10 protein-coding genes are annotated in these 13,751 nt (G+C 60.6%); 6 read left to right on the top strand and 4 right to left on the bottom strand.

What is annotated here, in order from left to right; all coding sequences use genetic code 11:
- Positions 1–2: 2 nt before the first annotated feature.
- The gene (gene mscL / locus ACA046_RS28445) at positions 3–419 is read right to left on the bottom strand and encodes a large-conductance mechanosensitive channel protein MscL (RefSeq protein WP_003215816.1); all 417 of its coding nucleotides are present in this window, start codon (positions 417–419) and stop codon (positions 3–5) included.
- Between the two features lie 286 nt (positions 420–705).
- On the opposite strand from mscL, the gene katB reads away from it, so the two are divergent.
- The 3 genes from katB to radA are packed head-to-tail and all read left to right on the top strand — an operon-like array spanning position 706 to position 4,247.
- Entirely contained in the window at positions 706–2,247 is a 1,542-nt protein-coding gene (gene katB / locus ACA046_RS28440; protein ID WP_459023930.1) for a catalase KatB, read from the top strand.
- A gap of 57 nt (positions 2,248–2,304) precedes the next feature.
- Positions 2,305–2,844 (top strand): ankyrin repeat domain-containing protein, encoded by a 540-nt coding sequence (locus ACA046_RS28435; RefSeq protein ID WP_497675385.1) that lies wholly within the window; start codon positions 2,305–2,307, stop codon positions 2,842–2,844.
- Between the two features lie 35 nt (positions 2,845–2,879).
- On the top strand, positions 2,880–4,247 hold the full coding sequence (gene radA, locus ACA046_RS28430) for a DNA repair protein RadA (RefSeq protein ID WP_003215821.1): 1,368 nt from the start codon (positions 2,880–2,882) through the stop codon (positions 4,245–4,247).
- On the opposite strand, the gene ACA046_RS28425 is transcribed toward radA, so the two are convergent.
- Positions 4,236–4,601 carry a PilZ domain-containing protein gene (locus ACA046_RS28425; RefSeq protein WP_459023925.1) on the bottom strand — a complete coding sequence of 122 codons (366 nt, stop codon included), beginning with the start codon at positions 4,599–4,601 and terminating at the stop codon, positions 4,236–4,238. The two genes, radA and ACA046_RS28425, sit on opposite strands and share 12 nt — an antisense overlap.
- 173 nt (positions 4,602–4,774) lie before the next feature.
- Here ACA046_RS28425 and ACA046_RS28420 point away from each other — a divergent pair, with 173 nt between their 5' ends.
- The 3 genes from ACA046_RS28420 to yjiA all read left to right on the top strand — a co-directional run bounded on the left by ACA046_RS28420 (position 4,775) and on the right by yjiA (position 8,161).
- The gene (locus ACA046_RS28420; RefSeq protein ID WP_445573901.1) at positions 4,775–6,841 is read left to right on the top strand and encodes a carbon starvation CstA family protein; all 2,067 of its coding nucleotides are present in this window, start codon (positions 4,775–4,777) and stop codon (positions 6,839–6,841) included.
- Between the two features lie 15 nt (positions 6,842–6,856).
- Positions 6,857–7,054 carry a YbdD/YjiX family protein gene (locus ACA046_RS28415; RefSeq protein ID WP_003176208.1) on the top strand — a complete coding sequence of 66 codons (198 nt, stop codon included), beginning with the start codon at positions 6,857–6,859 and terminating at the stop codon, positions 7,052–7,054.
- A 147-nt stretch (positions 7,055–7,201) separates the two neighbouring features.
- Positions 7,202–8,161, top strand: coding sequence for a GTPase (gene yjiA / locus ACA046_RS28410; protein WP_459023922.1), 960 nt, complete (start codon positions 7,202–7,204; stop codon positions 8,159–8,161).
- 195 nt (positions 8,162–8,356) lie between these two features.
- On the opposite strand, the gene glyA is transcribed toward yjiA, so the two are convergent.
- Positions 8,357–9,610, bottom strand: a complete 1,254-nt coding sequence (gene glyA / locus ACA046_RS28405) for a serine hydroxymethyltransferase (RefSeq protein WP_076014028.1) — start codon at positions 9,608–9,610, stop codon at positions 8,357–8,359.
- 276 nt (positions 9,611–9,886) lie between these two features.
- A complete protein-coding gene (locus tag ACA046_RS28400; RefSeq protein WP_497675384.1) occupies positions 9,887–13,738 on the bottom strand; it encodes a sensor domain-containing protein in 3,852 nt (1,283 codons plus the stop codon).
- Between the last annotated feature and the right edge of the window lie 13 nt (positions 13,739–13,751).

Genomic DNA, 13,751 nt, shown 5'->3' with positions numbered 1-13,751 from the left:
GCTTACTCGGGCTTGCTGTTCTGTGCCTTGAGCAGATCGCGGATCTCCCCCAGCAGCACTTCTTCCTTGGTCGGAACCGGCGGCAGGCTAGGCGCCACGGCCTCTTCACGCTTCAGGCGGTTGATGGCCTTCACACCCATGAAGATCGCAAACGCGACGATCACAAAGTCGATCACGCTCTGGATGAACTTGCCGTACGCCAGCACCACGGCAGGCGCATCGCCCTGGGCGGCTTTGAGCGTTACGGCCAGGTCGCCGAAGTCGACGCCCCCGATCAACAGGCCGATGGGTGGCATCACTACGTCGCCTACAAAGGAGGAAACGATTTTGCCGAAGGCAGCACCGATGATAATACCGACGGCCATGTCGACCACATTACCTTTGACCGCGAAGGCCTTGAACTCACTTAACACGCCCATAGGTTATTCCTTGTTACAGATGAGGAGGTAGAAGCCAGTGTAAGACAGTGTGGCGAGGCTTGCTCGGCACAACTGCTAACAGTGTCCGTTTTTATCGACACATTAAATCGCAAATAGTTTGCAAAGTGCCACCAATCGCGCGCGGAATACCCGCTATTTCATGGGGTTACCACACTATTTTTTTAATCGGGTTGGTACGGCTTTTCTATTTATCTTCTGACTCGCAGGTCACTAGCCTCTGGAAAGCACAACTCAATGTGCACTAAAAAAACCAGAGGAAACCTCGATGAAAAACCCTATTAGCCGCGGGCCTATTTCTGCGCGACGGGTGCTGCTCGTAATGAGCGCCAGTCTTCTTTCGCTGTCCGTACACGCCGCCAACCTCACGCGCGATAATGGCGCGGCGGTCGGTGACAATCAGAACTCGCAAACCGCCGGTGCGAATGGCCCGGTCCTGTTGCAAGACGTGCAACTGATCCAGAAATTGCAGCGCTTTGATCGCGAGCGGATTCCGGAGCGTGTTGTGCACGCTCGCGGCACCGGTGCCCACGGTACCTTCACCGTCACCGACAACCTCAGCGACCTGACCAAGGCCAAGGTATTTGCCGCCGGTGAAGCCACGCCGGTATTTGTGCGTTTTTCTGCGGTAGTTCACGGCAACCATTCGCCGGAAACCCTGCGTGACCCCCGCGGCTTCGCCACCAAGTTCTATACCGCTGAAGGCAACTGGGACCTGGTAGGTAATAACTTCCCGACGTTCTTCATTCGCGATGCGATCAAGTTCCCGGATATGGTTCACGCTTTTAAACCAGACTCGCGCACTAACCTGGATGACGACTCCCGTCGCTTTGACTTCTTCTCCCATGTTCCAGAGTCAACTCGTACACTGACCGAGTTGTATTCGGACTCTGGCACTCCTGCCAGTTACCGGGAAATGGACGGTAACGGTGTACATGCCTACAAGTTGATTAATGCCAAGGGCGAAGTGCACTACGTCAAGTTCCACTGGAAAAGCCTGCAAGGCATCAAGAACCTTGACCCTAAACAAGTGACAGAAGTACAGGGCCGTGACTACAGCCATATGACCAATGATTTGGTCACGCACATCAATAAGGGCGACTTCCCCAAGTGGGACCTGTATGTGCAAGTGCTGAAACCTGAAGAGCTGGCCAAGTTTGATTTCGACCCATTGGACGCCACCAAGATCTGGCCAAACGTGCCTGAGCGCAAAGTCGGGCAGATGGTGCTGAACCGCAACCCGGCCAACGTCTTCCAGGAAACCGAGCAAGTGGCCATGGCACCGGCCAACCTGGTGCCGGGCATCGAGCCGTCGGAAGACCGCCTGCTGCAAGGCCGGGTGTTCTCCTACGCCGATACGCAAATGTACCGCCTGGGGCCAAACGCCCTGCAACTGCCGATCAACGCACCCCGGGTGACCGTCAACAACGGCAACCAGGACGGCGCGATGAACTTCGGCAAGACCACCACCGGCGTGAACTACCAGCCAAGCCGCCTGCTGCCACGGGAAGAGCCGCAAACCGCGCGTTACAGCCAGTCGGCCCTGTCGGGCAGTACCCAGCAGGCGAAGATCCAGCGTGAGCAGAACTTCAAGCAGGCCGGCGACCTGTACCGCTCGTTCAACAAGAAAGAGCGTCAGGACTTGATCGACAACTTCGGCGGCTCCCTGGCCACCACCGATGACGAGAGCAAGCACATCATCCTGTCGTTCCTCTACAAGGCGGATCCGGAGTACGGCACCGGCGTGACCAAAGTCGCCAAGGGTGACCTGGCCCGCGTCAAGGCGCTGGCTGAAAAGCTGACTGACTGATTGGTTGGCCCCTGTCGGCGCCCGCATGGGCGTCGACACCTGGCAGGAGAAAAACCCATGCGTATCTACATCGCTTTATTCACAGCCTTGCTGGCTTTTACCGCGCATGCCGAGTCACCCGACCCGCAAGCGGTGAAGACACAACTACAGGATTACTACTTCGACGCCGCCCGTCGTGGCGACGTGGAAATGCTCAACACCTTTATCGACTCCGGCTATTCGCTGAACACCCAGGATGAAAAAGGCTACACGGCACTGATTCTCGCCGCCTATCACGGCGAAAGTGCCTACGTGGACCGGTTGCTCGCAGCCGGCGCCGATGCCTGCGTGCAGGACAAACGCGGCAACACCGCCTTGATGGGGGCGATCTTCAAGGGTGAGCTGAAAATTGCCCAGCGCCTGCTCGCTACCGACTGCAACCCCGACCAACGCAACGGTGCCGGACAAACGGCGGCCATGTATGCCGGGCTGTTCAAACGCGTGGAACTGCTGGACGAACTGAAAGCCAAGGGCGCCGACCTCAACGCCGAAGACCCGATCGGTAACAGCGCTTCACGCTTGGCCAGTGGTGAAATCCGTACCCCGGTGCCGCGCTGAGCTATCATCGCGTTTTTTCGGTTGGAGGTTCTCAAATGGCAAAGGCCAAGCGCATGTATGGCTGCACGGAGTGCGGCGCGACCTTTCCCAAATGGGCCGGCCAGTGCACGGAATGCGGTGCGTGGAACACCCTGACCGAAACCATGATCGAGAGCGGCGGCGCCGTGGCTCCCAGCGGTCGCTCCGGCTGGACCGGGCAACAAACCCAGATCAAGACCCTGGCCGAAGTCAGCGTCGAAGAAATCCCGCGTTTCTCCACCGCTTCCGGTGAACTGGACCGGGTGCTGGGCGGCGGCCTGGTGGACGGCTCGGTGGTGCTGATCGGCGGTGACCCGGGCATCGGTAAATCCACGATTCTGCTGCAAACCCTGTGCAGCATCGCCAGCCGCATGCCGGCGCTGTATGTCACCGGCGAAGAATCCCAGCAGCAGGTGGCCATGCGTGCGCGCCGCCTGGGCTTGCCCCAGGACCAACTGCGGGTGATGACCGAAACCTGCATCGAAAGCATCATCGCCACCGCGCGCCTGGAAAAGCCCAAGGTGATGGTGATCGACTCGATCCAGACGATTTTCACCGAACAACTGCAATCGGCACCGGGTGGCGTGTCCCAGGTGCGGGAAAGTGCTGCGTTGCTGGTGCGCTATGCGAAACAGAGCGGCACGGCGATTTTCCTGGTGGGCCACGTGACCAAAGAAGGCGCACTGGCTGGCCCACGGGTGCTGGAGCATATGGTCGACACCGTGCTGTATTTCGAAGGGGAGTCCGACGGGCGGTTGCGTTTGCTGCGGGCGGTGAAGAACCGGTTTGGCGCGGTCAACGAGCTCGGTGTGTTCGCCATGACTGACCGGGGCTTGAAGGAAGTCTCCAACCCGTCGGCGATTTTTCTCACCCGCGCCCAGGAAGAAGTCCCGGGCAGTGTGGTGATGGCAACGTGGGAAGGCACCCGGCCGATGCTGGTGGAAGTGCAGGCGCTGGTGGACGACAGCCACTTGGCCAACCCGCGCCGCGTTACCCTGGGCCTGGACCAGAACCGCCTGGCGATGTTGCTGGCGGTATTGCACCGACATGGCGGCATTCCCACCCATGACCAGGACGTGTTCCTCAACGTGGTGGGCGGGGTCAAGGTGCTGGAAACCGCGTCCGACCTGGCGTTGATGGCGGCAGTGATGTCCAGCCTGCGCAACCGGCCGTTGCCCCACGACTTGCTGGTGTTCGGCGAGGTGGGTTTGTCGGGTGAAGTGCGCCCGGTGCCCAGCGGTCAGGAGCGCCTGAAGGAAGCAGCCAAGCACGGCTTCAAGCGCGCCATCGTGCCCAAGGGCAATGCCCCGAAAGAAATGCCGCCAGGCTTGCAGGTGATCGGGGTGACGCGCCTGGAGCAGGCGCTGGATGCGCTATTCGAGTAACGCGGCGAATTCCCGCTCCAGCTCTGCCTGATCCCCCAGATTCAACTCGATTATCCGCCGCAGGTGGCTGATCGAGTCGAGGTCGATGTGCTCGCACACAAAACCGAGCTGCCCATGATCGTCATGGGTGAGCCGCACCTGCATCTTCACGTCGGTCTCGGCGTCCAGATGAATGTCCACGTCGAACGATTCGTAGCGATGGCCTTGCCAGTCCTGCGGCCGTTGCACCAGCAACCCCTTGAGTGACAAATCCACCAATTGCACCGGCCAGACATGGCCGTCTTGCGTGAGCTCGGTCTTGGCATCGAAGGCAATGCGTCGAAAACGGCGTCGGTCTGAAGGCTGTTCGCTCATGGTGAAACCCTCTGTGGATAAAAGAATTGTAGCCGTGCGCCATCATGGGACGGCTTTTTCTGCTTTTTTCGCCCCGGCAAGGCTCTAGACCAACGTAGGGGGGTGGCCTTTAAGGCCAGTAGCGCTAAACTCGGGATGGCTGTCTTTCTGTCCACCCTGGCTGGAATATAAAAATGAAAAATAATAATAGCCTGCTACGCCATCTACCCTGGCTGCTGCTGGCAATCGTAGGAGCGTGCGCCCTGGGCGTAGTGGCCTTGCGCCGCGGCGAGGCGATCAACGCCTTGTGGATTGTGGTCGCGGCAGTGGCCATTTATCTGGTTGCTTACCGTTACTACAGTCTGTTCATCGCTAACCATGTGATGCAGCTCGATCCACTGCGGGCTACCCCCGCCGTGATCAACAACGACGGTCTGGACTACGTGCCGACCAACAAACACATTCTTTTCGGTCACCACTTCGCGGCAATCGCCGGCGCCGGGCCTTTGGTCGGCCCGGTACTGGCAGCGCAGATGGGCTACCTGCCCGGCACCTTGTGGCTGATAGCCGGTGTGGTGCTGGCGGGCGCGGTGCAGGATTTCATGATCCTGTTCCTCTCCACCCGTCGCAACGGCCGTTCCCTGGGGGACATGGTCCGCGAAGAAATGGGCCGCATTCCCGGGACCATCGCGCTGTTTGGCTGCTTCCTGATCATGATCATCATCCTCGCGGTGCTGGCGCTGATCGTGGTCAAGGCCCTGGCCGAAAGCCCGTGGGGCATCTTCACGGTGATGGCGACCATCCCGATCGCGATGTTCATGGGCATCTACATGCGCTACATACGCCCGGGCCGTATCGGCGAAATCTCGATTGTCGGCGTGCTGTTGCTGCTGGGCTCGATCTGGCTGGGCGGGCAGATTGCCGCTGACCCGGTGTGGGCCAAGGCGTTCAGCTTCACCGGGATCCAGATCACCTGGATGCTGGTGGGTTATGGCTTTGTCGCCGCCGTGTTGCCGGTGTGGCTGATCCTCGCGCCACGTGACTACCTGTCTACGTTCCTGAAAATCGGCACCATCATCGCCCTGGCGATTGGCATCCTGGTGACCATGCCCGACCTGAAAATGCCGGCGCTGACCCAGTTCATCGATGGCACCGGCCCGGTGTGGAAGGGCGGTCTGTTCCCGTTCCTGTTCATCACCATTGCCTGTGGCGCGGTCTCGGGTTTCCACGCACTGATCTCCTCGGGCACCACACCCAAGTTGCTGGCCAATGAAGGGCACGCCCGTTACATCGGCTACGGCGGCATGTTGATGGAGTCGTTCGTGGCCATCATGGCGATGGTTGCCGCTTCGGTGATCGAGCCTGGCGTGTACTTCGCCATGAACAGCCCGGCCGCCATTGTCGGTGCTGACGTGGTGACCGTTGCGCAAACTGTCAGCAGCTGGGGTTTTGCGATTACCCCGGAAGCGTTGCAGGCGGTGGCGCATGACATCGGTGAAACCACCATCCTGGCCCGTGCCGGTGGTGCGCCGACCCTGGCGGTCGGTATCGCACAGATCTTGCACAGCGTCCTGCCGGGTGAAAACACCATGGCGTTCTGGTACCACTTTGCGATCCTCTTCGAAGCGCTGTTCATCCTGACCGCAGTCGACGCCGGTACTCGTGCCGGTCGCTTCATGCTTCAGGATTTGCTCGGTTCCTTCGTGCCGGCGCTCAAGCGTACCGAGTCCTGGACCGCCAACCTGATCGCTACCGCAGGTTGTGTGGCGATGTGGGGTTACCTGTTGTACCAAGGCGTGATCGACCCACTGGGCGGCATCAACACCTTGTGGCCGCTGTTCGGTATCTCCAACCAGATGCTGGCCGGTATCGCGCTGATGCTCGCTACCGTTGTGCTGATCAAAATGAAACGCCAGCGCTACATCTGGGTGACCATGCTGCCGGCTGTCTGGCTGCTGATCTGCACCGTGACCGCAGGCTTCATCAAGCTGTTCGACGCCAACCCGGCGATCGGCTTCCTGTCCCTGGCCAAGAAATACAGCGACGCCCTGGCCGGCGGCCAGATCCTCGCACCGGCCAAGAGCATCGACCAGATGCAACACGTGATCTGGAACGCCTACACCAACGCAACGCTGACGGCGCTGTTCCTGTTCGTGGTCTTCAGCATCCTGTTCTATGCGCTCAAAGTCGGTATTGCCGCCTGGGGCAAAAAGGAACGTACGGATAAAGAAGCGCCATACCAGGCCATCCCGGACGCGTGATAGAGGATTGCAATCATGTTCAATGACATCAGTCGCCTCGGTAAATACCTCGGTCAGGCCGCGCGCCTGATGGTCGGCATGCCCGACTACGACACTTACGTCGAGCATATGCAAACCAAGCACCCCGACAAGCCGATGATGGACTACAAGGCGTTCTTCCGGGAACGCCAGGAAGCCCGTTACGGTGGCAAGGGTGGGCCCAAGTGCTGCTAGCCCGTTAGTTCGGGTTACGGTGATCCCTTGTGGGAGCGGGCTTGCTCGCGAAGGCGGTCTTTCAGTGATGCATGTGCTGACTGACACGCCGCCTTCGCGAGCAAGCCCGCTCCCACATTTGTTTTGTGTTTCTTCAAGGAGAATTCTTTGTCCTCTCCCATTCCCGTCACCGTCCTCAGCGGCTTTCTCGGCGCGGGTAAAACCACGCTGCTGCGCCACCTGCTCAAGGCCGAGCACGGCTTGAAAATCGCCGTGATCGAAAACGAATTCAGCGACGCCGGTATCGACACCCAACTGCTGGGCACCGAGCCGGTGCAAGTCATGACACTGTCCAATGGCTGCGTGTGCTGCACCATCCACACCGACCTGACCAAGGCCCTGTACTTGCTGCTGGAACGCCTGGACAGCGGCGAGATTGCCTTCGACCGCCTGGTGATCGAGTGCACCGGCCTGGCCGACCCGGCACCGGTGGCCCAGACATTCTTCATCGATGAAGAGCTGCGCGAGCGCTATATCCTCGACGGCATCATCACCCTGGTGGACGCGGCCCACGCCGAGCACCACCTGACCCAGACCATCGCCCAGGCGCAGATCGGTTTTGCCGACCGCCTGCTGGTGAGCAAGCGCGACCTGGTGGACGACGCCAGCTTCGACGCCCTCAGCGAGCGCCTGACCCGCATCAACCGCCGCGCACCGATTCGCGTGGTGGAGCACGGCAAGATCGACCTCGCCGAACTGCTGGATGTGCGTGGCTTCAACCTCAACGCGGGCATGACCTTGCGCCCGGTAAGCCAGGCGCCGTCCATCGACCGTATCTCCAGCCTGGTACTGCGCACCGACCAGCCGCTGGATATCGACAAACTCAGCGAGTTCATGAACGAGCTGTTGGAAGACCACGGCAAGCAATTGCTGCGTTACAAAGGCGTGCTGAACATTGCCGGGGAAGACCGGCGGATGGTGTTCCAGGGCGTGCTGAAGCTCTACGGTTTCGATTGGGACACCGAATGGGCCGAAGGCGAGACGCGGGAAAGTGTGATTGTGTTTATTGCCGACGAGTTGCCGGAAGACAAAATCCGCGAAGGATTTGCACGGGTTTACCAATCCTGACTTGAAACGCAGTCAAAATGAGGGAGCGGGCTTGCTCGCGAAAGCGGTGTGTCAGTTGATGCATGTGCTGACTGATACACCGCTTTCGCGAGCAAGCCCGCTCCCACATGATTTCATTTCAAATTGAGAAAGCAGAGTTTTCAGGCATAAAAAAGCCCGGCTCAAGAGCCGGGCTGTTCATTCAAACAGCTGCAATCAAGCGCCATATACCGGCAGCTTCTTGCAGATGGCCTTGACCTTCTCACGAACAGAATCAATCACTGCTTCGTTGTTCAGGTCAGCCAGGATGTCGCAGATCCAGCCAGCCAGTTCCTTGCACTCTGCTTCCTTGAAGCCACGAGTGGTCACAGCTGGGGTGCCGAAGCGCAGGCCGGAGGTGACGAACGGCGAACGTGGGTCGTTCGGTACCGAGTTCTTGTTCACGGTGATGAAGGCTTTGCCCAGAGCGGCGTCAGCGTCTTTACCGGAGATGTCTTGCTTGATCAGCGAGAGCAGGAACAGGTGGTTCTCAGTACCGCCGGACACCACGTCAAAACCACGCTCGATGAACACGCCGGCCATGGCCTTGGCGTTTTTCACCACTTGCTGCTGGTAGGTCTTGAACTCAGGCTGCAGGGCTTCCTTGAAGCAGATCGCTTTAGCGGCGATCACGTGCTCCAGCGGGCCACCCTGGCCGCCTGGGAATACGGCGGAGTTCAGCTTCTTCTCGATCTCGGCGTTGGCGCGAGCCAGGATCAGGCCGCCACGTGGACCGCGCAGGGTCTTGTGGGTGGTAGTGGTCACCACGTCAGCGAATGGCACCGGGTTCGGGTAGACGCCAGCAGCGACCAGACCGGCCACGTGGGCCATGTCGACGAACAGGTAGGCGCCTACCTTGTCGGCGATTTCGCGGAAGCGTGGGAAATCCAGGATCTGCGAGTAGGCAGAGAAACCGGCCACGATCATTTTTGGCTTGTGCTCAACCGCCAGGCGCTCGACTTCGTCGTAGTCGATCAGGCCGTTGCCGTCGATGCCGTACTGAACGGCGTTGTACAGCTTGCCGGAGGAGGAAACGCTGGCGCCGTGGGTCAGGTGACCGCCGTGGGCCAGGCTCATGCCCAGGATGGTGTCGCCCGCTTGCAGCAGGGCCAGGTACACGGCGCTGTTGGCTTGGGAGCCGGCGTGTGGCTGGACGTTGGCGTAATCGGCGCCGAACAGTTCCTTGGCGCGGTCGATGGCCAGCTGCTCAACGATGTCGACGTACTCGCAACCGCCGTAGTAACGCTTGCCCGGGTAGCCTTCGGCGTACTTGTTGGTCAAAACCGAACCTTGAGCCTCCATAACCGCAGGGCTGGTGTAGTTTTCCGAAGCGATCAGCTCAATGTGCTCTTCCTGGCGCACGGCTTCTTGCTCCATGGCGGCAAAGAGATCGGCGTCGTACTTGGCAATAGTCAAATCACGGCTGAACATGGCGGTCCTCAAGGATCGGGGGCAGAAAAGAAGCGCATTCTAACCCAATGGGTTTTAGATGGCATATGAAAGGACATCATGTCGCGGACAAGCGGGATTCACTTAGGGATGAGCGGTGCCCTTGTGGCGAGGGGGTTGTCCCCCGTTGGGCTGCGCAGCAGCCCCATTCAGGGCTCACGCGTTTATTCAGGTAGATCGAGGTGCCAGGTTTTGGGGCCGCTTCGCAGCCCAACGGAGGACAAGCCCCCTCGCCACAAAAAGCGGCATCACACGCTCTCAGTCGAACATGAACAGCGCGTCATTGCTGAACTGCGCCTCAAACCGGTTCGCCGGCATCGGCCGTCCGAACAGGTAGCCCTGAACCTCGTCACAACCGTGCTCCCGCAGGAAGTCCAGTTGCTCATGGGTTTCCACACCCTCGGCGATCACCGCCAGGTTCAGGCTGTGGGCCATGGCGATAATCGCCCGGGCGATCTGCGCGTCCTGCTCACCCGACGGCAGGCCGTCGACAAAGGTGCGGTCGATCTTCAGCACGTCGATGGGGAACTGCTTGAGGTAGTTCAGCGATGAATAGCCGGTGCCGAAGTCATCTACCGCAATGCTCAGGCCGAGGTTTTTCAGGCTGGCGAGGATCTGCATCGCCTCGTTGACCTCGCGCATCAGGATACTTTCGGTCAGCTCCAGCTCCAGGCACGCCGGCGGCAGGCCGGTGTCCTTGAGGATGGTGGCGATGCGCTCGCCCAGTTGCCCGTCGGAGAACTGCCGGGCCGAGATGTTCACCGAAACCTTGGGCACCCGCACCTTGTTCTGGTGCCAGGTCTTGAGTTGACGGCAGGCTTCGCTGATCACCCAGTCGCCCACGTCCACCACCAGCCCCAACTCCTCCAGCACCGGGATAAAGTCCCCCGGCGGCACCAGCCCGCGACGGGGATGGCGCCAGCGCAGCAGGGCTTCGGCGCCGGTCAGGCGTTTGCCGTCGCCGCTGAACTGCGGCTGGTAATACAGCACGAATTCGTTCTGTTCCAGGGCGTGGCGCAGGTCGCTTTCCAGCTCCAGGCGCTCCAGGGCGCTGGCGTTCATGTCGGCCTGGTAGAACTGGAAGTTGTTCTTGCCGCGCTCCTTGGCGTGGTACATCGCCGTGTCGGCGTTCTTCATCAACTGGCTGAGTTCGTTGCCGTCCTGCGGGCTCAGGGCGATGCCGATACTGGCGGTCACAAAGAACTCGCGGCCCTCAAGCACAAACGGTTTCACTAGGCTGGCCAGAATCTGCTCGGCCACGTGAATCGCGCGGTTCAGCGCCATCTCACGGTTGACCCGCGGTTGCAGGAGCAAGGTGAACTCGTCGCCGCCCATGCGTGCCACGGTGTCGTCTTCGGCCACGCACCCCAGCAAACGGGTGGCCATTTCCTTGAGCATGCGGTCGCCGGCGGCGTGGCCCAGGGAATCGTTGATCGGCTTGAAACGGTCGAGGTCGAGGAACATCAGCACCACCCACGACTTCTGCCGTTCCGCCGACTGTAACGCGGTGTGCAGACGGTCCTGGAACAGCGTGCGGTTGGGCAGGTGGGTCAGGGCGTCGTAGTAGGCCAGGCGGTGGATCCGCTGTTCGCTGGCCTTGCGCTCGCTGATGTCACTGAAGAAGCACACGTAGCTGGCCAGGTCGCCTTCGTCATCGAACACGGCGGTAATCCCGACCCAGGCCGGGTAATGCTCGCCGTTGCGGCGCTTGAGCCACACTTCGCCTTCCCAGGTGCTGTGCTGGTGCAATTGCTTGAGCACGTAGCGCAGGTGGGCTTCCTGCTGTTCGTCGACGGTGAGCATGTTCGGCAATTGGTCGAGCACGTCCGCCACCGCGTAGCCACTCACCCGGCTGAACGCCTCGTTGGCCTGCACGATATAGCCGGCAGGGTCGGTGATCAGGATCGCCGAAGTCGAGTGTTCGAATACCGTGGCCGCCATGCGCAGGTCTTTTTCCGCACGGCGTTGCTGGCTGATGTCGCGACCCACGCCGAGGATGCCTTCGAACGCGCCGTGTTCGTCCCACACCAGCACCAGGCGCAGTTCGATCGGGATCTTGCGCCCGTCGGCCCGTAGACAGTCGAACAGGAACAGCTGGGTCTGCACGTCGTTGCGCAACGCCGCGAGGGATTCGGGTTGGTCCAGGGCGCGGCTGACTTGCTCCACCAGGCTGTAGATGCCGGTGAGTTGCTGCGGGTTGGCGATGGTCGATTGCCAGCCGTTTTCGAAGATCCAGTCCACGTCGTAGCCCAGCACCGCGTTCACCGACGGGCTGACGTAGTTCAGGGCCAGCTTGCTGTCGGTGGAGAAGATCACGTCGCTGATGCTTTCAGCCAGCATGCGGTAGCGCTGTTCGCTGTCACGCAGGGATTCGCTGGCCTCGATCTGGTCGGTGATGTCCTTGGCCACGCCGATGATGCGCGTGACCTGGTCGGTCTTGTCCCGGGCCAAGGCCTGTTCGCGGATGTCGAAGCGCCGCCATTGGTTGTTGCGGTGGCGAAAGCGCAACTGGCACTGCAATTGGGTCAGGTACCCCGCCTGGCGCTGTTGCAGGCGCAGGTCGTGGTAACGCTCGGCGTCTTCGGGGTGCAGCAGGATTTCCCAGAAATACTCGCCCATTTGCTGCAACTCGGGCTTGTTGTAGCCCAAGGTGTGGCCCAGGTGATGGTTGCTGAAAATCATCCGCTGGCTGATCACGTCCTGCACATACAGGTGATCGGGCACGGTGCGTACCACGTCCGACCAGAATCCCTCGCGCTCCACCAGCGACAGCTCGATCAGCTTGCGGCTGGTGATGTCGCTGATGCTCAGGATCACTGCCTTGAAGTCGTCCTGTTGTTCCGGCAGGCGCATCACCAGCCACAGGTATTGGTCGTTGCCTTCGACATCGCTGAGCTGGATTTCCAGTTCGAGCTGCTTCTGTTGGGTCAGTACCGCGTCGATCACCTGGTTGCCGATGGCGGTAGGGCTCGACGGGCAAGCGTCGATCAGGCGCTCCCAGGCTTGCTCGCAGGAAGCGACATTCAGCAGGCGCACCGCCACCTGGTTGACCTCGGTGACGCGCAATTCCTTGAGCAGTTGCTGGCGTTGCTCCGGGCTGTCTTGCAGCAACTGCTGCAGTTGCTCGCGGGTCTGCAGTTGAGCTTTGTCGAAGAAGGCGCGCAGGCCGGACAGGTCCAGCACACACAGCGCCACGCCGGTGCCTTCGAAAATATCCTGGTAGCGGCGGCGGCCTTCATGCACCTGGCGCTGGCGGCGGCGCATGTTCAGCAGCACGATCACCGGGATCAGCGAGAAGGCCAGGCCCAGCAGGCATTTGCCGATAAAGGCCGGCAGCAGTTGCTCGAGCACGGCGGCACGGTCGAACAGGCCGCGCAGTTGCCAGTCGCTTTTGCTCAGGGGCGTGACCAGTACACTTTTGTTCAATTCGTCCGGGGTCAACGCCGAGGCCCACTGGGCCGGCATGCCGCTGTCACGGCTGACTACGCGGTGGTTGAGGCGGTTTTCGATCACCCACATCGGACGCTGGCCCTGACCGTCCTGGCGTGTCAGGTTGGCCAGGAAGTTGGGCGCCAGGCGCAAGGCCCAGTACATCTTGGTGCCGCCACTGGGCTGATGCAGCAACAGGTAGATGACGGTGCCGTCGTTGTTGTTGCTCAAGTAATAGGACTGGGCGTGGCTGCGCTTGACCAGTTCTTCGAGCCAGGCGCTGTCCTGGCTGTCGCCGGCGCTGTCACTGATCATCGCGCCGCTGGGGGCGAGCAGGGCGACGCTGCGCAGCTCCGGCAGGGAGCGTTGCAGGGTGCGCATCAGGATTTGTTGCTGTTCATTGTCCCGAGGCGGCTCGACGATCGGCAGCAGGTTCAGCGCGATCTGCGCACTGAGGGCCATGTTCAGGCTGATTTGTTCGGCCAGGTCGGCGCTGTAGTCGATGGTGTACTGCTGCTGGTTTTTCTGGTTTTGCTGCAGTTGGTCCAGCAGTTGCCAGAACAATAAGGCGAGCAGCAACAAGACCAGCGTCGCCAATGCGCCCTTCAAGGTGCCGTGCAGGGGCGCTCCCGGCGCTATATGAGCGGCGCGCAGGGGAGTTGGCGGGGTGACGTTGGACAAACTGTGATCCTGC

This window comes from Pseudomonas sp. LBUM1641, assembly GCF_059716235.1.
This window is presented reverse-complemented; position numbering and strand designations above follow the sequence as displayed.